15 protein-coding genes and 1 pseudogene are annotated in these 20,389 nt (G+C 38.4%); 4 read left to right on the forward strand and 12 right to left on the reverse strand.

What is annotated here, in order from left to right:
- Positions 1-5 precede the first annotated feature (5 nt).
- Both JHD79_RS11375 and JHD79_RS11380 read right to left on the reverse strand, forming a co-directional pair.
- The gene (locus JHD79_RS11375; RefSeq protein WP_199119357.1) at positions 6-1,127 is read right to left on the reverse strand and encodes a hypothetical protein; all 1,122 of its coding nucleotides are present in this window, start codon (positions 1,125-1,127) and stop codon (positions 6-8) included.
- Between the two features lie 788 nt (positions 1,128-1,915).
- Entirely contained in the window at positions 1,916-2,845 is a 930-nt protein-coding gene (locus tag JHD79_RS11380; protein ID WP_199119358.1) for a hypothetical protein, read from the reverse strand.
- A 470-nt stretch (positions 2,846-3,315) separates the two neighbouring features.
- Here JHD79_RS11380 and JHD79_RS11385 point away from each other — a divergent pair, with 470 nt between their 5' ends.
- Together JHD79_RS11385 and JHD79_RS11390 are read left to right on the forward strand one after the other, a co-directional pair.
- Complete coding sequence (locus JHD79_RS11385; RefSeq protein ID WP_199119359.1) at positions 3,316-3,576, forward strand: helix-turn-helix domain-containing protein; 261 nt, start codon at positions 3,316-3,318, stop codon at positions 3,574-3,576.
- A gap of 195 nt (positions 3,577-3,771) precedes the next feature.
- On the forward strand, positions 3,772-4,737 hold the full coding sequence (locus JHD79_RS11390; RefSeq protein WP_199119360.1) for a DUF4238 domain-containing protein: 966 nt from the start codon (positions 3,772-3,774) through the stop codon (positions 4,735-4,737).
- An 83-nt stretch (positions 4,738-4,820) separates the two neighbouring features.
- Here JHD79_RS11390 and JHD79_RS11395 read toward each other — a convergent pair whose 3' ends face one another.
- From JHD79_RS11395 to JHD79_RS11430, 8 genes are all read right to left on the reverse strand, one after another.
- Positions 4,821-5,201, reverse strand: a complete 381-nt coding sequence (locus tag JHD79_RS11395; RefSeq protein ID WP_199119361.1) for a DUF5071 domain-containing protein — start codon at positions 5,199-5,201, stop codon at positions 4,821-4,823.
- Between the two features lie 303 nt (positions 5,202-5,504).
- Positions 5,505-6,119 carry a hypothetical protein gene (locus tag JHD79_RS11400; protein WP_199119362.1) on the reverse strand — a complete coding sequence of 205 codons (615 nt, stop codon included), beginning with the start codon at positions 6,117-6,119 and terminating at the stop codon, positions 5,505-5,507.
- Between the two features lie 36 nt (positions 6,120-6,155).
- Positions 6,156-7,082, reverse strand: coding sequence for a DUF5655 domain-containing protein (locus JHD79_RS11405; protein WP_199119363.1), 927 nt, complete (start codon positions 7,080-7,082; stop codon positions 6,156-6,158).
- 115 nt (positions 7,083-7,197) lie between these two features.
- Entirely contained in the window at positions 7,198-8,826 is a 1,629-nt protein-coding gene (locus tag JHD79_RS11410; protein WP_199119364.1) for a type I restriction-modification system subunit M, read from the reverse strand.
- Between the two features lie 30 nt (positions 8,827-8,856).
- Entirely contained in the window at positions 8,857-9,963 is a 1,107-nt protein-coding gene (locus tag JHD79_RS11415) for an AAA family ATPase (protein WP_199119365.1), read from the reverse strand.
- Between the two features lie 7 nt (positions 9,964-9,970).
- The gene (locus JHD79_RS11420) at positions 9,971-11,278 is read right to left on the reverse strand and encodes a restriction endonuclease subunit S (protein WP_199119366.1); all 1,308 of its coding nucleotides are present in this window, start codon (positions 11,276-11,278) and stop codon (positions 9,971-9,973) included.
- On the reverse strand, positions 11,271-14,246 hold the full coding sequence (locus JHD79_RS11425; protein WP_199119367.1) for a type I restriction endonuclease subunit R: 2,976 nt from the start codon (positions 14,244-14,246) through the stop codon (positions 11,271-11,273). Before JHD79_RS11425 ends, JHD79_RS11420 begins: the two co-directional genes overlap by 8 nt.
- Before the next feature lie 313 nt (positions 14,247-14,559).
- A complete protein-coding gene (locus JHD79_RS11430) occupies positions 14,560-15,129 on the reverse strand; it encodes a hypothetical protein (protein WP_199119368.1) in 570 nt (189 codons plus the stop codon).
- Between the two features lie 486 nt (positions 15,130-15,615).
- On the opposite strand from JHD79_RS11430, the gene JHD79_RS11435 reads away from it, so the two are divergent.
- Together JHD79_RS11435 and JHD79_RS23160 are read left to right on the forward strand one after the other, a co-directional pair.
- Positions 15,616-15,897 carry a helix-turn-helix domain-containing protein gene (locus JHD79_RS11435; protein ID WP_199119369.1) on the forward strand — a complete coding sequence of 94 codons (282 nt, stop codon included), beginning with the start codon at positions 15,616-15,618 and terminating at the stop codon, positions 15,895-15,897.
- Positions 15,898-16,459: 562 nt separating this feature from the next.
- A pseudogene (locus JHD79_RS23160) lies at positions 16,460-16,594 on the forward strand (PT domain-containing protein); the annotation flags it as partial.
- On the opposite strand, the gene JHD79_RS11445 reads toward JHD79_RS23160, so the two are convergent.
- Positions 16,580-19,204: a glycoside hydrolase family 3 C-terminal domain-containing protein gene (locus tag JHD79_RS11445; RefSeq protein WP_199119370.1), complete on the reverse strand. Its 2,625-nt coding sequence runs from the start codon at positions 19,202-19,204 to the stop codon at positions 16,580-16,582. The pseudogene JHD79_RS23160 and the gene JHD79_RS11445 sit on opposite strands and share 15 nt — an antisense overlap.
- 42 nt (positions 19,205-19,246) lie before the next feature.
- Positions 19,247-20,317, reverse strand: a complete 1,071-nt coding sequence (locus tag JHD79_RS11450) for a glycoside hydrolase family 43 protein (protein ID WP_199119371.1) — start codon at positions 20,315-20,317, stop codon at positions 19,247-19,249.
- Between the last annotated feature and the right edge of the window lie 72 nt (positions 20,318-20,389).

Genomic DNA, 20,389 nt, shown 5'->3' on the forward strand with positions numbered 1-20,389 from the left:
AAACGTTATTTTTTATTTTCTAAAATTTTGTTTATGACCTTCTGTTGCTCAATAACATATAGGGTGAGCTCCTCTATCTTCTTGAGCAAGATCTTGTTCATCTCGCCCAGGGAGATATTTCCTGCTTCCTTTACCTCCTTTTCGGAAGGTACGCCCGGCAAGTGATTATTTTCCCCGATGAATTGCTCAAGTTCTGTTAAACTTGGCAATTGATAATCTTTATGAAAAACATAGTCGGGCCAGGTGCCTTGCAATTTCACTTTAATTTCCTCGGCAATCATATTACCTGCAATAGCCAATTTATAACCTTTCGAGTCTGTAGTACCTATCGAAATATTCCCGCTAAAGGATTTATTGCCCGCAATTTCCTCATCTCCGCTACGGTGCATATAGTTGTAGTCGCCAAGGCTGCGCAAGTAGTTTACAAATGCTACGTTACCAGTTCCAGAACCCGTTCCCCAGGTTAGCGCAATGGGATTGCCCGTAGTACTGTACCAGGCATTTTCAGTGCTAAAGTCCGCAAGTGTCAGGCTGGTATTCATCGGATATAAGAATCCGCTGGTGGGCACTATCTTATTCGTCCTCATTTTGGGACCGCTGATCGCTTCAAAGGTGGCATTATCGTCGTTAATGCCGCAGGCCACAGTGTGTATTGCATTAGCTGTCCCCGTGCCATTGCCACTTTTGATCATCAACATATCGTAGTTGGTGATGTTAAAAATTCCTCCGGAATTGTTGTATTCAAAATAATCTCCGGTCTCGAGGGCCAGGTCCAAGACTTTATCCAAAGGATCTGTATCCTGTTGGTAGTTGGGCAAAGTGGTCAGCCTTCTGAGCACGATGACCGTACCAATCCTTAGCGAACGCCAAAAAGGGACATCCTTAAATTTAAAGTAGGCGCCCTCACTAAAAGAGGTAGTGTTAGCTGCACTTCCCCCCGAAAAATCTTTAAGTATAAGGTTGCGCATGTCCAAATGGTCCTGGGTGACCAAAAGCTCTACCACATCATCCTGGCCTTGCGGGGAGGTTACACCCGAATTATAGATTTTGTTGATGACTACACTTTGCGCATAGCCCACCGATAGGCATAACGATGCCAAGAGCGTTAGAAAAAATTTAGACTTCATAAAATGAGTTTTAGATGGTTACTATTTTCAAGACAGTATAAAGTGGCAAAAGGACCTTTTTATTTTAAAAAAAATTATTGTAATTGCTTAGAGTCGGAGGTTTGGGCATTGGAAGAGCAAGGGGTAAAGAGCAAAGACCGAAATCGCTGAATTACTTAAAGTCCGAAGTCGGAGGTCCGGAGTCCGAAGTTTGGATATTTGAGAGAACAAGGAGTAAGGAACAAAGACCGGGATTGGTTAATCGGTGAATTGCTTAACTGGTTAATTGCTGGAAGTCCGAAGTCGGAGGTCCGGAGTCCGAAGTTTGGATGTTTGAGAGAACAAGGAGTAAGGAACAAAGAGCAAAGACCGGGATTGGTTAATCGGTGAATTGCTTAACTGGTTAATTGTTGGAAGTCCGAAGAACATTCCCAAGAACGCAAAACGGTCTTATTGGATTCCACCGCAATAGGCAGCGGAACTTCCTCACTTACGAACAAGCAGCACCATACAAGAAATTAGACAATCGTGCAAAGGGAAAGCGCAAAGGGAAGACCTTCTAATTTCGCCGAAAAAGTTTCGCCAGACTAGTGCAAGGAAGGCAATACCGCCTTGACGTTATGCCTTGTTTATTTGTGATTTTAAAGGTAGGCATGCTTTCGCCTTGCTCAAGTTGTTAAACTTTGTGTCAAGACAAAGTTTAGTGAAATACATCCAAACACATGGTTCAAGCCAAAAGCAAAAGCATAAAGAGAAAGCAAAGATGGGGCAGGCTTGGCCTTTGCCCCCCTATTTCTCTAATCTATGCCCTATATAAACGGTATAAATTCCTTATGGTGGTTTTGCCCCGCTGTTTCCATTACCACCTCTATTGCCGCTTGTTCCGCTACCTGATTAAGTGCGGCCCTCATCTCCACAAACTTTTTCTGGCACATGCCGTTGGCCAGTTCCAGAAAGCCCTCTACCAGTGCCAAAAAGCGGTAGGCAAGGCTGCACTCCAACATAAAGCCATCCTGGTGGCGGGTTTCTACATATCCCTTTATGATGAGCGACAGCAGCTCCTCGTTTTCGGCTGTGCCCATAAAGTGCCTTAAGGGCTCCTTGGAGAAACAGCCGCATACGTACAGCAGGCGCCTAAGGTTGCGCACATCGGTCTTGTAGCCCATAAATACCCATATAAGGCCTATGCACACCTGCTCTGCCACCTGGTACAGCAGGAAAACGCTAACGCTCTCGTGCCCCTCCTCTATAGAGCGCTCGGCGGCCACCAGAAAGCCCATGGCCATGGCCCTGCGGTGCTTCCAGTGCTGCTTTGCCATTTTCAGTCGCCTTTCGGGCCGTGGCATGGGCACCATGTTGGGGCCGGCAAGCCCATTGGCACTGTAGAGCAGCTGCCCACGGTTCAGTACCGAACAGAAATAATAGTTGGTGTTCGCCACGTTCTGCCTTAGGGTGGCCTCCGCATGGGCATGTACAATGGCCCGTGCCCCTTTATAACTGCTGTCCGCATATTGCTGTATCTCGTTCTCTATACAGGCCGTGCCCTCGGTAATGAGCAGTAGGTAAAAGATCTCCTCTTCCTGCCGCCGCTCGCCCAAGAAGGTGCTGCCCAGCTGTTCCCGCTGTGTGGCCCATGCATACTGGTACACCTGCAGGGGGCTGAACTTTTCTACCAATAGGGCTACCAATGCATTGAGGTGCCCCGAATTTTCGGTGGGGGTTAAAGTTGCTTTTTCCATAATTGTTTTAGGTTAATATGTTTAGGTGGAATACTACAGAAGATGATGGCTGGATAAAACCATACAGGTTTATTGGCGTAGAAAAGAGGCAACAGCAGGCCCTCATTGCCTTTTCGGCAATAGTGCGGTAAAATTGATAAGCTGTTTTTTCTTCCCATGCTCGTATGGACAATACGAGTCTTGTTATGGTAAAAGAGCACTATAGCAGGGCTCTAAATACCATCTTGACGGGCTTCTCACGGCCTGGAGCATGGATTTACAATAGAGCCCGTAGCGCTATAGTGCATACAAAAGTACGCAAAATATCACCACAGGCATTAATCTATTGTCTCTGCTCTAGTTTTTGTGAGAATTTGTCAAGAGAGACTCTTAATTAAAACCTTAAATAATAATCAAATATAAAAAAATACTCTTAATTAAGAGTAAAATAAAATAATTTTTTTTCACAGATTAGTTTTTTAGGAGAAAAAATGGCTAAGGACAAAGAAAAAGAGCAAATACCAGTTGACATTAAAAAAATAGGCCTTCGCCTTAAAGCAATCCGAAAAGGCTTGAGTTTTAGTAATTCAGATAAATTTGCACTTCAGCATGGATTGGATAGAGCTCAGTATGGGAAATACGAAGCAGGATCTCAAGACCTTAGAATTAGCTCTTTAATAAAAATTCTAGATAAAATCGGATATAAACTTTCTGATTTCTTTAATGAAGAGTACGACAATATCAAAAATTAAAAACTAGCAAATTCATTTATTTTGGCATTAAAGCAATTGTAAGAATTAGAAAAAAACAAGAGGGAGGTAGATTATAAAAAAATTAACTGAGAAGCCAAATCAAAACCTCACTCTAGCGCGAGCATTCGCTGGGGCCTACTCTATACTTAGATCAATAACCAAAAACCAAAATAGCTATTTTTAATAGCTTAGTGTATGAAACAACATTTTTTACCAGAAGTTTATTTAAAAGAATTTCGAAACAAAGAAGGCAAGTTACATTGCTTGGATTGCTCTTTACTTAAATTTGATCGTAAAGTCTTTGACCAGCCTAAATATCCTGCGGAAGTTTGTAGATCAAAGGACTTTTATACATTAAAGCCATCTTTTAAAGCAAAAAATCCGGATATATTTGACCTGTCACCACTTCACATCGAAAAATCGTTTCATGCATATGAATCAGAATACCCTAAATTAATCACAAAAATAAAATCTCGTCAGAAAGCACTGCTTATCAAAGATGCACACCTGCTTATTTATGTTCTGCTAGATCTGAAAATAAGAAACAACTATTATCGGGAGAAAGTGGTATCTAAGGCACTTAAAGATATTCTTGAATACGACTTAAGTGAGCTGAAAAAGCAGATTGATCTGGATAGTGAAGGTAGATTTCCAGATGATGCTAAAGAGCAATTTGAGAAATGCTCGGAAAAAGTCAAACGTGATTATATTGAATATCCAGAGCAACATGCTGAAAGCCATCTCTCAAGTATCGCTATGGCAAGGAGTAGAAATGACGAAATGCATGTAAAAATTTCACAACACCTACAGCACTTTCAATGGAAAGTTTATATATCAGATCATAGGTTTATTATAACTGATAATCCAGGTTTCTCTTTGGATTATAATAATGTAATACACAATACAAAATTTGATAAAGAAGTTGTAGTTTTTTTCCCTTTAACGCCGTCAATGTGTTTATGTGTAAATACATTAAAAATTGATAAGCGTTTCGAAGAGATAAACACACAAAAGGTGACCACTTATGAAAGGGCCACGGATAAATTAATTGATTTCATTAATGATAATCATAACCTTTATTTTTCTAGGTATGTTTTTTCCGACAATGCTAATTTGATTAATGAAGTTGCATTTTGCATAAACAAAAAGCACTTTGGCTAAAAACCAACATTATATTATCCCCTCACTCTGATGACTATTCTATAATTTTATAGCACAAATACTGGGAATAATTGGAAAATATTTCATTCATCCATTCCATTTAAAATGGCTATTGCCTCTAGGTGGGCCTCCTCTTCAATTTCGTCCCTAGTTGGGAATTTTGCCATGCGTTCTATTTCGCTTAACAAAATAGGATCCCTGGTGTACCTGGCCAGGTTTGCAAGTACCCACATTTTCCAAGTTCCATCATTGGTTTTAAATATCTTGATAATTTCGGGCACCATTCTATCCACAAATGGCGCTAGAATATCTGCTATTGGTCTTGCAATTGGCCAATTCATATCCTGAAGCCATTCCAACAGATCGGGAACAATAGGTGCTATTTGTTCAAATGAAAGCGCTTTAAGTTGGTCTATTACTTTTTGGTCGTCTTTATGTTTGGGTATAAGTGCTCTAATATTCATAATTTATTTTAAAGTAAATAAGGTTATAGGTTGGTCAAGTCTAATATAGAAAACCAAAAGAAGTTTTTTTTAACGTATGATATAGTTATCTATTAATCTGTCAAAATCTAATGACTAACGATCTATAGATTCATTCCATGAATTATTAGCCTTTTCTAGAAGAAAAATAATTATCACTGTATAACCTATAAGGTTGATCCCGCTCTGGGTAGCATAAAGAATAGGTTTTCGATTGGAATCCAATTGGAGTATTGAATTTTAAGTCATAGGTTCGAACCCCATCTTCCACCCCTCTAAGAAGACCTAATCAGTCATTTCATCATAATATAAATAGGAAGCAATATTATCAAGTGCAGTTTTAATTTCTTCAAAGCGTTCAACAAAATTTTCAAGGTCAACTTCTACATTACCTAACTTCTCAACATAAAAATGACTTTCATAATTTGTATTAAAGGGATATCTTGAAAAATCCATGTTATCCTTTTTATCGCCCCCTTTAATCGTCTCAAATAATTCGTCAATATAACTTTTAAGTCCTATTGTCGACACATTAAATTCATGGAGAGTTATTCCCCCACCATAAGATTTAATTTTAGATACTACAGTTCTATAAAGCTGTTTTAGGTTATGACCTCGCTGAGTTCTTTCACCTGAATTTAAAATCTTGTTCAATGTCCAAATAATTGCTTTCAGATATATTTCAATCCCATGATTTGCATTATTTAAAACTGGAAAAATAAGTATATCGGCAATCTTATTGTGATTAGTTATAAGACATAACTTAGCTAATCTTATAGACGCCTCCAGATAGCCGTTTGCTATATTAATTAGATTCTGGATATCGTCATCTTTTGAGATACGCCAGTTTAAAAAAGACATCTTATCAATATCTTCATTTCTAGAAAAAACAGGCTTCATTTTTTATTGCTCAAATTTCAATCTAACTTAAAAAGATTAAGTTAACCAGTAGTCAGGAATAGCCTGTTTAACCAAACTCATAATATATTCCAAATCCTTGGTATCCTTAATCGCAATTTCATAATCACCATTTCCCCAATGTCCTAACCTTGAAACATCTCTAGCTAGCCCCTTCGGATCATCCAGTTTCCCTTTTTTAAGATTTACCCAAAGCTTCAAGCTGTTTTTAAGTATACATATATCACTAAATATCTTTCCGTTTCTAGTAAATCCAATCTCTTGCTTTTTGGGCTTAATATCCGTATCGTTCGCCAAGTTCAAAATAGCGTCCTTAAATGTTTCATAAAGCTCCTTAACCTCTTCCCTCTTATCTTGCAAATGATCCTCTTCCGTGTAAACTTTAATCTCGTTAACCACTTTTTTAAATTCGGTATCTTCAGTACCCTGAAGTTGTTTAATGCTCGGTGCCGATTTACTTTTTTTGATGGGATTAACTGTTAAAATTTCTCCTTCAAATTGCTTTACCTCCCAAAGTTCTATAGCTAGGTCTTTAAAGTTTGTGGCCTGCTTTTGGTTTTCATTAAAACCTGGCGATACAAACATGACTTTTGTCTGCGACCAATCAACTTCATCCCTACGTAGGCTTTTCGTAAATCGCTCGTTATATTCAACGATAAACTCCGCCTTGTAATCGAGCATCAAATTGAGGTAAGCAATCCCTTGGTCTACCACACTATTGCTGTTACTTCTCTTATACTCTATTACCACAAAAGCCTTAGCGGTTTCGTCAAAAGCCAAAGTATCTAATCGGTAATTCTTAATGATAAACTCCGATTTAACTAAGGTTAACTGCGTAAGTTCGGTTAAATGAGCCTCAAAAATTTTCTGTAAATCCCGCTCCAGCTTAAAGGGTATTTCTTTAAGGGAAGACAAATTTTGTTTGTTGGTTTTGAAGAGTAGCATAAAACTAAATTAACGATAAAATATGTCCTGTATCTTGAAATCTAGAAGTATCACTTTGTATTGTTGAGACTTAATTACTCGGTTATAAGGAAATTTTTGTACAATTTGACATGTATTAAATCTCATCCAAACCCAACTCCTTCAAAAACTCATTATGCCTTTTTCGAGCGTCTTCTATCTTCTCGTTAATTGCAGTAAGCTTTGTATTTACTTCAGCTAAATCTATGATCTCTTCTTCTATAGAAGTAGAAACATATCTTGAAATATTCAAATTGTAACCATTCTGCTCTATCTCATCCATAGAAACACGACGAGAGTAGCGAGTTTCTTCTAAACGATTTTTATAAGTAGCTACAATTTTCTCAATATCATTCGGTTCATCCCCCTCTCCATCACGTAGTCTGTTTTGGCGTTTTCCTTTTTCAAAATGCTCAGCACCATTAATGAATAACACATCATCAAACTTCTTACATTTTTTAAGCACGATGATACAGACAGGTATTCCTGTAGAGAAGAAAAGGTTTGGCGGTAAACCAATTACCGTATCAATATGATTGTCTTTTAACAGTTTAGTACGGATACGCTCTTCTGCACCGCCTCTAAACAGTACGCCATGTGGTAAAATGATGGCCATTGTACCACTATCACTTAAAAAGTGAAATCCGTGTAATAAGAAAGCGAAATCTGCGGCCGACTTAGGCGCTAAACCATAGCTTTTAAAACGAAAATCTTCACCCATCACTTCGTTAGGCTCCCAACGGTAACTAAAAGGTGGATTAGCTACAATGGCATCAAATTCCATCTTTTTAGCTGGGTTCATTTCATTTAAAATGTCCCAATCGTTGGCTAAAGAATCGCCATGATGAATAGCAAACTCAGTATCTTTTACACCGTGCAAAAGCATATTCATCCTCGCCAAGTTATAGGTAGTGATGTTATACTCCTGTCCGTAAATCTTACCTATTTTACCCCCTGCTTTTCTTAATTGCTCACGAACGTTTAATAATAAAGAACCCGAACCACAGGCAAAATCGATGACTTTATCTATTTTGGATTTGGCACCTAATGCAGGGTCTTGGCTATCCAACACCACAATTTTAGAAAGTATGGTAGACAATTGTTGCGGCGTATAAAATTCACCTGCTTTTTTACCTGAACCCGCAGCAAATTGCCCAATCAAATATTCATAAGCATCACCTAAGGTATCTGCATCGGATGAGAACCTACCAATGCCTTCAGATATTTTCTGAATAATGGTACAAAGTCTCTTATTACGTTCTGTGTAGTTTTTACCTAACTTATCAGAATCTAAGTTAATTTCGGAGAATAAGCCTTGAAAAGTACTTTCAAATGATTCATTCTCTATGTATTTAAATCCTTCTTGTAAAGTACTCAGTAATTCTCCATCTTGCTTACGAGCCATCTCCGCAATACTTGCCCATAAATGTTGCGGCTCTATTACATAATGCACCTTACGGCGCATTAGTTTTTCAAACTCAATAATATCTGCTTTGTTAGCTTGATACCAAACCGCTAAAGGCGCACGTTTATCTGTAACATCTAAAATTGGATAATCTCCACCTAATTCTTTTTTGGCAGCTTGCTCATAATTTTCAGACAAGTAGCGTAAAAACAGAAATGAAAGCATATAATCACGGAAATCATCTGCGTTCATCGAGCCTCGCAAATCATCTGCTATTGCCCAAAGTGTTTTACCTAATTGTTGTTGTTCTAATGCGGTCATGTTATTATGCTAGTTGCGGTGCGTTTTCTATTAGTATGTTGGTAATTCAAATTCGTGTTTATTTAAAAAAGCATTTAATATTCGCTTAAATAAATCTTTATTGTCTTCGTTCATATCTACAGGTTCGTAAATAGAATATTTACCATGACTTAATAAATTTAAAGCTCTTTCATAAAGTAATTGGTCTTCTACATCGTAAATACATTTACCAAAATCATTATAACCGAAAAAAGAAGATGTTTTTTCTAGGATACTTCGAAGCGTATTGAAATGATAAGTTTTGATATTTCCAAGCGTAGCTGCCTGCTTTAATTCATCTAATAAGGCAATGTGATGAAAATAAGGCGTGTCTGTAGTATTTCTTAACGTATAAGTATGATCAGCCTTTTTGTACAGAAAATATTTTTTATGTATTTCTTTTTTTAGTTCGTTACACACTACATTAAAGAACAACACGTGATGTGATGAAACAACTACTTTAATTTTACCTTTTGCCTGTTTCAACAATTGCGACAGGTCGCTAGCTACTGCAATGGCATTATTGTCATCTAAAGAAGAAATAGGATCATCTATATAAAAATACTTTACCCAACTATAAGCCTCAGCACCATCTATAGCTAACTGACAGATAGCTAAAAACAAACACCATATAAATACGTTTTCTTCACCTCTTGATACTTTAATGTTATGTACAATTTCCGTAACTTCCTTTATTTCGCCATCAATATTCTTTGTTACTCGCACTTCGCGATTAAAACTCACCTGCCACTTTTCGTAATTGATAGAAAAATCGAAATCTGCATAACGGCTTAAAAAAGGGCGTATCCTATTTTCCAATTCTAGTTCCTCAAAGCCACTAAAAAACTTAGAATGTGAATTAATTTTTAACACTCTTTCCTTATCATATTCTAAATCATTATCCCAAGAGAATAAATCTTCAGTAAACGCATTAAAGTAAAGCGTATCGGCTTGTTTAGTTTTACCCTTTTTTGCCCTATCTTTAAATTCCATAGATGCCCTAGTTTTACCAGTACCGTTGTGTGCATAAAGTAAAACATAGTCTGCTTCACTTAAGTCATCTTTCAACCTGATACCAAGTTTAGAAAGGCTTTTATAGGTATAAATCTTTTTAGCCATTATAGCATTAATTAATATTCGGAAACAAACCTTGCATTAATCCTTTTTTGTGAAGGTTTAAACTGTCTATTCTAGTCTCACTTGACAAAATTTGAGTATCTAAAGAGAATATTAACTCCCCTATTTTTGTCTGCTCATCCTTTGAACTTGGTATTAGTAGAGGAATTTGTTTCAGTTCATCTAACCCTATCCTTTTTCTTGTAGAACCTGTAGCTCTCTTGTCAATTGTTTCTCTTATTTTTTCGGAATTTATTAATGTGAAAATGAAATATTTGTCATAGTGTTTTTCATCTACAACAAATCTTATTCCATCAGAAGCCATCACGGCTCTTTTCAAGTTTTCTGGAATTATACAAGCTCTACCTACCGGTTCTCCCATTTTTGATAGAATAATGTCGCCAGAGTAAATATTACAACCCAATAGTTCATCTGCCTTATCTTGTGAAGTGAAAATCTTATATTTATCTATAAACCTACCTTCACCAATATTTTGTAATTGAATTATTCTTATACCATTAGGAGTGTAATCGGTTGCTTTGAGATTTGATCCAAAAGGCCCTCCTGTGAAACTCCATCGAACTTTTTTATCCGCCAATTTTATTAGTTCTTTTTCCTCCCACTCCCCATTATCTTTAAACTCTGGAAAACGCAATTTCGGTACTTTTTCCCCTTCTACAGGAAACAATTGTTGCATCAATCCTTTTTTATGCTCTTTCAACGCATTTAACCTTTCATTTTCTGCGCTAATTAAATCATCTAAAGAAGAAAGGCAATCGGCTATTTTTTTTTGTTCTTTTTTATTTTTTGAAAAATAAGTCGGTAAAAGCTTAATAATTTCGGCGTTCAGGTTTTTAACCGCCGCACCTGCAGCTTGGGACAAAAAATACCTTTGACTTACTTCTGAAGAAATATAATAATATAGATAGTCTTCAAAAGTGACACTTGAAATCTTTCTAATTGCTATCCAACCATCGTGTATACAAGTTGTAATTTTTAAAATATACGGTCTGCCAAAGCTCATTGAATTTGATAAAATCAAATCTCCATTTTTAACTTCCCTTGTACTACTTAATGCTTTTTGAATTACTCTTTCTTTTGTCTTGGTTATATATTTAGAATCTGACGGAACATCCGCAATCTTAAGCCAATTTAACCCATCCTTTTTTGTTGTTAAATAATCTTGTATGGGGCGAGGTGAACCACCTCTGACAATCTCTGAGATTTCTCCTAGCTCTTTTCTTTCCCAACCTTCAATATTAGTAAATTCAGGAAACCTCAACCTCGGCACCAAGTTATTCTCTATTTTTTTATTCATAAGCTGATAATCCTGCAATTTCCCCGCCTTGCACTGCCTTTTTCAATTGTGGTACTAAATCTTCCATTAAAGCATTTTCTTTTTTGGCTCTATCTTTCCAACCCAATTCTAATGGTGCTAATAAATCACTTAGTGCTTCACCATCAAATATCATTCGCTCTACCACGCCATCCACAAATATTTTTAGAGACTTAATTTCCAAGCCATGTTTGTGGGCAATTACCGTCAATTCTTTATTAGATTTTTCTTCTCTAAAGTTTTCATAACCTTCTCGTATTTCTTTTTCAGACAAGGTTTTGCCTACTTCTAAAGATTTAATGTAGTCGGTAATATCTTCCTTAGCATCCATTAAATTGGCACTAGAACTTAAGAGATTAATCAATTGTTCCTGCGTCATTTTCTGTTTAGAAGGTTTCGCATTGGTATACTTAGCAATCAAGCCCATAATGTAGTCGTAATCTACTACGGCAGAAGCAAACAATACAAACTCGAAATCTAATTCCTGCACATCATCTGGTAAATTGTCGCTATCCTTATCCTGTTTTTCTTTTAAACGTTTGGCGGTTTCTAAATAAGCAATCTTAAATGGTCGTAAGGCTTCCTCTGACAATACACTTTCAATTTTCGCCTTATCTTCTTCATCTAAATCGGTGTATTGCTCTAATTGGGTTTTGTAACGTTGTACCTCTTTAAAATGATTAATAAATTCCGCTCTTGCCAAATCACCTTTCAAATTAGCTACATCTTCTGCTCGATTTGCCAAACCGCTAGTCGTCATAAATTGTTCTAGCTCTTTTACAGCTTGTTCAAATTTGCCAATCACCACAGGTGCAGCGTCTACCAACCAAATCTCTTTAGCTTTGCTAGTATCTTCGCCAGAGAATAAGGCAATGGCTTCATCTACGTTATTTTGTTGGTTACGAAAATCTAAAACATGCCCATAAGGTTTACTAGCATTTAATATCCTATTGGTTCTAGAAAATGCCTGTATTAAACCATGATACTTTAGGTTTTTATCTACATATAGTGTATTCAGATATTTAGAATCGAAACCCGTCAACAGCATATCCACCACAATTACAATATCAATTTTATTGGCATGCGGATAATCGGCATTGCTATACTTTTGGTCTTTAATACGCTGCTGTACATCTTGGTAATACTGGTCAAACTCCGTTAATGTATGATTGGTACGATACTGTTTGTTGTAATCATTTAAAATGCTCTTCAACGCCAGTTTCTTCTCTTCGGGCGCAACTTCGTTATCTGCCTTTTCTTGTGGTAAATCTTCCTGTATCTGTTTTACATCTTGGTTACCCTCAGCAGGAGGCGAGAACACGCAGGCAATATTTAAAGGTCTATAATCTTCCTCCGTAGCTACTTTCTTAGCTTGTAAATCTTTAAATAAATTGTAGTAAGCAATAGCATCATTAATAGATGCAGTGGCTAATACTGCATTAAACTTACGTGAATGCGTGGCGGCATCGTGCTTTTCAAATATAGCTTGTACCACAGCTTGTTTGGCAATGCTTTCGTTTGCTTTAGGCTGTTGGCTACCTTCGCCTTTATAATAGTCAATATGAAAACGCAAAACGTTTCTATCATCTATGGCATTGGTAATGGTATAAGCATGCAAACGTTGCTGAAAAACTTCTTCAGTAGTTAAATAAGAAGCTTGTTGCCCATCTATCTTTTTATAGGTGGCATTATCCTCAAATATAGGCGTTCCAGTAAAACCAAACAATTGTGCTTTAGGAAAGAACTCTTTGATGGCTTTATGGTTTTCACCAAACTGCGAACGGTGACATTCATCAAAAATAAATACCAAACGTTTATCCGATAATGCTTTTAATTGCTCCTTATAATTCTTACGATGTGTTGGGTCTAGAGCCAAACCAAGTTTTTGTATCGTAGTAACAATTACTTTATCGGCATAGCTATCAGACAACATACGCCTAACCAAGGTATCGGTATTTGTATTTTCTTCTACACTACCTTCTTGGAATTTGTTAAACTCCTCACGTGTTTGTCTATCTAAGTCCTTACGATCTACCACAAACAAACATTTCTCCACTTCATCATTATCTTTCAGCAAAGTTGATGCTTTAAATGAAGTTAGCGTTTTACCACTACCTGTAGTATGCCAGATATAACCATTTCCTCTATTTTGTTCAATCGCTTTAACAATCGCTTTTACTGCATAAATTTGGTATGGTCGCATTACCATTAGCTTTTGCTCGCTTTCAACCAATACCATATAGCGACTAATCATTTCGCCTAGCGTACACTTGGCTAAAAATTTTTCTGCAAATTCATAAAGATTGTTTACTTTGGTATTATCATCATTTGCCCATTGGTAAACGGGCAAAAATTGTTCATCGGCATTAAAAGCAAAATGCTGATTTTTATTGTTAGAAAAATAATAGGTTTCTGAACGGTTGCTCACAATGAACAATTGCATAAAACACAACAACGAATTGTTATAGCCATTACCAGGATCATTCTTATAGTCAACAATTTGCTGCATTGCCCTGCGTGGACTAATGTGCAATGTTTTTAATTCTATTTGTACTACCGGAATACCATTGATAAGCAATATCACATCGTAACGGTGATTGCTGTCTGTGGTATTTATTCTTAATTGGTTAATAACTTCAAATTCGTTCTTGCACCAATCTTTAATATCAACTAAGGTGTATTGTAATGGCGTACCGTCCTCTCTGGTAAATGTGTTCTTTTGGCGCAAGATTTTGGATGCCTGAAAAACATCTGGTGTTACAATTTCATCTCGTAAACGAGCAAACTCTGAATCGGTTAAATTAACACGATTTAAGGTTTCGAACTTCCTGCGGAAATTTAATTCCAGCGATTTTCGATCGCGAATATCTGTCCGATAGGTATATTTTAAATCGGTCAGTTTTTCAATAAATCCATACTCAATTTGAGGTTCGTTAACTACTGAAATCATTTAATATTTTAAGTAATTTTAGGCTTGATATAAATTTAATGATTGTTGCTAAAACTTAAAACAACAGACATAACATTTAGCTAAAGTATCAAAAAGAAGTGGTAATATGGTAACGTTATTTTTGTTTCACTCATATTTAGACAATTAAAATTTAACAAAAAAATTAAAGATAATAGATTTCTAAAAGTTGTCTAAAAGCTTTACTTATCAACTTCTATGTTACAGTCATGCAAAAAAAGCAGCGGCCATACAGCCGCTGCCATCTGCTCACATGGGCAATTGACCAGTTCAAATAATTAACCCATGCAAGCAACTAGCCAATCACCACTTCCTCCCTGTACACATTCTGCGGTGTATCCGTCATTTGTACCACAACCATGGTACCCACAACCGGCGTATGGGCTACCGTAGCCGTGTACACCCAGTCCAGTTTCAGCGCACTCTGTACGGCTAAGCCCTCCTCAACCAGTACCCCGTCGGCATCATATAGGCTCACCTTTACGCTCACTACCGCCAATATATCCGTAATCCTGCATACAAGCGTATCGCCCACCTCACCGTTGTACCTGCTCCAATCAACCTGGTGCAGCACCGGCGAAGTAAGAAAATCCTTAAAGGCCATGTTATAGGCCGTTTGGTTGCCCTTGGCCTTGGCCAAATAGGCAGCCTTCAACTCTGGGTCGGCAATGGCACCTACCCCGTACATACTCGCCTCCATAAACCTAAAGCGCTGGGCGATCTGCTTGTCGGTATACACCCTATCAGGATTAATGGTAGGTACCGCTGCCATCACCGTTACCTGTTTACGCTGGCGAAAGACCAGGTTTCTTCCAAATTTGCCACTGGCACCCTCTACCACGACATTGTTTCTGTTAACTGCCATAATTTTAAAATTTAAGGTTAAACAATTAATGAATTCTAGGCAGCTAAATTCAAAAAGCCATTCAAAACAAACAAGTTAGGGCGACATATTGGCCACACAGTGTAACACTTGCAAACAAGGCTTTTTTCGGAAAATACCGTTCAAAAAGGTTTTATCACGGTTTTCAGGTTTCAAAATTGAGCACTTTTGTCTGTTTCTGGTGTCGTTCTGGTGTGTTTCTTGTGTGCTTCTGGTACACAGTTGGTATTTAGCTGGTGTCTAGCTAGCAACATTTACACACATGGCACAAGAGCCCTCAGACAGAAAAAACAGTGGATAAATGCTAAAAATTGCTGGTCCACTTTTATATTTCCAGTGAGCTACAGCACGGCACCAGGGCAGCCATTTGTCATAATGGCACTTTTTTTATATCTTGCAGTATCATATCAGGCCGTTCCCCGTTTGTTTGGCCTTTTTTCTCTCACCCTATTAACTCAGATTAACGCGATGAAAAGAAAAAAAGGAAACTATGTACTTACCGAGCGTGAGTTTATATTGCTACAGTCAATGATAGAGCAGTATGGTTTTATTTGCGAATATGTAAAACAGAAATTATTGGGCGTACATCTGCTCAGCACCCAGCAGCTGGTAGAACAATATTGCGTCAGCAGGCAGACCGTATATCGAATATGCAAGGCAGGCTTTCTGCTCCCTGTGGTAAAGCACAGGTGCTACTATTTCGATGCCGAAGAAGCAAAAGATTTCTTCTTCAACTATTGGGGCAAGTAAATAATTATTGCACTAGCTAATTGTTGGAAGTCGGATGTTGGAAGAACAAAGAGCAAGGAATAAGGAGCAAAGACCAAGATTGGGTAATCGGTGAATTGTTTAACTGGTTAATTGTTGGAAGTCCGAAGTCGGAAGTCCGAAGTTTGGGTGTTTGAGAGAACAAGGAGTAAGGAACAAGGAGCAAAGACAGGGATTGGTTAATCGGTGAATTGCTTAACTGGTTAATTGCTGGAAGTCCGAAGTCGGAGGTCCGGAGTCCGAAGTTTAGGTGTTGGGGAAACAAGGAGAAAGGAATAAGGAGCAAAGATCAAGATTGGGTAATCGGTGAATTGTTTAACTGGTTAATTATTGGAAGTCCGAAGTCGGAGGTCCGGAGTCCGAAGTTTAGGTGTTGGGAAACAAGGAGAAAGGAATAAGGAGTAAAGAGCGAGGAACAAAGAGCAAAGACTAGAGTCGGTGAATTGCTTAACTGTTTATTTATGGTTATTAAAGGTAGGCATGCTTTCGCCTTGCTCAAGTTTGTTACTTTTGGTTCAAGCCAAAAGTAAAGAATAAAAGCAATGCCCAACCAACCAACCAACCAACCAACCAACCAACCAACCAACCAACTACTTTGTCTTCCAGAGCAAAGCGAAGGAACTGTATTGCTGAATTGTTTAACTGTTATTTGCATAAATTAAAATCAATTAATTCGTAATATGCCTTTAACTACATTACTGGTTGTTTGATTGGGTTCATCCGGTTGTCCTCCACCAATGCTGATCTGCAGCTCGCCCGTAATGGGCTTTATTTCTCCATGGGCAGTTACATAAGTTAGCGCTTCTGGCAGCAATTTAAATTTAAGCTGCCTACTTTCGCCTGGGTTAAGGCTTATGCGTTCGAAACCTTTAAGTGCTTTCAATGGCATTTTAACCCTGTTATTTTTATTGGCCATATAAAGCTGTACCACTTCTTCTCCAGCTAATTTGCCCGTATTTGTTATCCTTACCGATACCTCTAATCCTTTTCCTTTTTTAAGCTGCAACGGCAACTTTAAGGCATCGTATTTAAAGCTGGTATAACTTAGGCCATAGCCAAAACCATATAATGGTTTACCTGTAAAGTACCGATAGGTACGATTGTCCATCTTATAATCGGTAAAGCTGGCCAAATCTGCATCGCTTTTGTAAAAAGTGACCGGCAATTTTCCCGATGGATTATAATCTCCAAACAGAATGTCTGCTATGGCCTCTCCTGCCGCCTGGCCACCGTACCAGGCATTTAATATGGCAGGAATATTTTCCGACTCCCAGGGGGTAGCAATGGCACTACCTGTCATCATTACAAAAACAACGGGTTTTCCTGTAGCTTTTAGCGCTTTCATCAAGGCTGTTTGTACTGCAGGCAACAAAATAGAGGTGCGATCGCCCCCCACAAAACCGGGATCGTCGACCCTCATCGATTCGCCTTCTAACTGAGGGGAGATACCACCTGCAAAAATGAATACCTCTGCATCTTTATGTTTGCGCACCATCTCGTTAAAATCTGTCTGGAGGTAATTGCCAATATTGAACTTGAGATAGGCGCTACCATCGCCCTGCCAATATTCAATAGTCAGGTTATATACCGAATCTTTTTGGACTTTCAGCTTGTAACGTTTCAATTCACGTTTTTTCGAAGACCAATCATCTATAACCAATTTACCATCTACAAACAACCTGCAGCCATTGTCTGCCTCCAGTTCTAGCGATAAGCTTTGGTCAGCTTCCGCTTTAAAGGCCGTTTGAAAACGGGCAGAAAAATCATTCGCTATTAAATTCTTGATCACATTTTCACCTTCTTGCCACATATGATTAATATGGTCTTCATTTCTCTTGGCTATCGGTTCTCCCGCTAGGTTGACATTATTATAATATAAGGCCTGATAACCTTTTCTGCCTTCAAAAGATAACCGTCCTTTTACACTTTCATAATTTAGCAGCTCATTACTGGTATAGGTAATGGCTTGTTCATAGACCACTTCCGTATTGCTTCCTAACTTATCTTTAAGTCCCTGCAAAACAGTAGACAATTTAGAGGGGTTTCCATTATAATTACCCAAAATGGAAACGGGATTATCTGCATTTGGCCCTAATACCACAATTTTTTTCAACTGTTTTTTTAGGGGCAATACATGATCATTCTTTAAAAGTACCATCGATTGTCTGGCCATTAAAAGCGCATGGTCTTTATGTGGCTGGCTTTCTAATACCGAAAACGGTGTCTGTGCATATTTGACCATGTCCACAGGGTCAAAAAGACCAAGTTGAAACCGGATCATGAATAAACGTTTTACCGATATATCAATCTGGCTTTCGGCAATTTTATTGTTTTTAACAGCCTGTACAAGTGACAAATAAGCACCCTTTCCACATTCTACATCGGTTCCGTGCATGACCGCATCAACAGAAGCTGATTCGGCATCGGGATGGGTTTTATGTTTGGTAAAAAAATCTTCAATACCTGCACAATCGGAAGTGACATAGCCCTTAAAGCCCCATTGTTTACGTAAGATATCGTTCATCAGCACATCACTTGCACAGCAGGGTTGAGTTCTAAAAGCATTATAGGCACACATGACCCCTGCAACTTTAGAATCGACAACCAATTTTTTAAAGGCTGGCAAATAGGTATCCCACAAATCGTAGGCAGACACATCAACATCAAAATGGTGGCGCAAAGGTTCGGGGCCGCTGTGTACGGCGTAATGCTTGGCACAGGCTGCCGCCTTTAAGTATTTGGGATCGTCGCCCTGCAGGCCCCTAACAAAGGCATCGCCCAAGGTGGCCGTTAAAAATGGATCTTCGCCATATGTTTCCTGGCCCCTTCCCCAACGTGGATCTCGAAATATATTGATGTTAGGTGTCCAGTAGGTTAGCCCTTGATAGCGTTTCCCCAATTTATTTGTTGTTAAGGCTTTATTATAAATGGCCCGTCCCTCAAGTGCCGAATAATCTGCCATTTTAAAAAGTGCATCTGTATTAAAAGTTGCCGCCATGGCTATGGCCTGTGGAAATACGGTCACTTTATAGGGTGTGCGGGCAACACCATGCAACGTTTCGTTCCACCAATCATAGGCCGGAATGTTTAAACGGTCAATGGCCGGTGCACTATTCAACAGCTGTGCCACTTTTTCTTCCAGGGTTAAACGTCCCACCAAATCATCTACCCGCTGCTGAAAAGATAGCTTCGGATCTTGAAAAGGAAACTGCAATGTTTGACCATAGGATATTAACGACGCCAACAATAGGTTTACCCCAAGGGCTACAAAAATGGACAACTTTCTCATTTAAATATGCTCAATTAGTATTTTTAATATTCACGATATAAATTACGGAACAAAGGGATGAACTGTTTCTATGCTACCGTTATCCAAAATCTTAAGTGGTGCTACTTTTATATTTCGTAAATGGCTTTTGCCTGATAATTGCGTATCATGGTAAAAGAGGTAAAAACTTCCCTTAAAATGGATAATGGAATGATGGGTTGTCCAACCTTGAACTGGGCTAAGCACCACCCCTTTGTAGGTAAATGGACCGTAGGGACTATCGCCAATAGCATAGCTTATTTTATGTGTATTCCCCGTTGAATAGGTAAAATAGTATTTGTTCTGATGTTTGAACACCCAAGCGCCTTCAAAAAACCTTTTCTCATGATCTCCCGTTAAAAGTGGTTTACCCAATGAATCTAATAACACCACGTCTTTTGGTTCTTCAGAAAATTCCAGCATGGAGGGTTTTAACCGAGCTACTTTAGCGGTAATAGCTACCTGATCAGCTGTCCTCACTTCTTTCCTGTTTTCTTCTTGGTCAAACACCCCTTTCTCCCATTGCTGCAACTGTCCGCCCCATATACCTCCAAAATACATATAGCTCTCTCCCGAATCTTCTTGAAATACACAGGGATCAATGCTATAACTATTTTTAATAGAATTGGGTTGAGCGATAAATGGTCCAACAGGGCTTTTGCTTACCGCTACCCCTATCCTAAAAATCCCGGCCTTATCTTTAGCAGGAAAATAAAGATAATATTTGCCATTGCGATAGGCAGCATCTGGAGCCCAAAGCTGTCTTTCTGCCCAAGGTACATCACTTAGGTTTAAAGCCACTCCATGATCTTCTACCTTGCCACCTATACTGTCCATACTAAGTACCCTGTAATCACGCATATCAAAATGATCTCCATTGGCATTGGACTTATCTGTAACTACATCATGCGAGGGATAGATATAAATCCTCCCATTGAATACATGTGCAGAAGGATCGGCCGTATAAATATGGCTTACAAGTGGTTGTTGGGCATACTTTTTCCCGTCAGGCTGGGCTGTTTGCGCATAACCATTTATTGTTGTAATCACCATAGCGGCAAGTAAAGTAAGGTAGGGGCTGGAAGAGGTTTTCATGCTAAGGTGTGTTCAATTTATAGACAAAAAGTGAGGGTTTAAAATCGGGTATCGACTACTACTTGTCATTCG

Source organism: Pedobacter sp. ASV28, assembly GCF_016428855.1.
GTDB lineage: Bacteria > Bacteroidota > Bacteroidia > Sphingobacteriales > Sphingobacteriaceae > Pedobacter.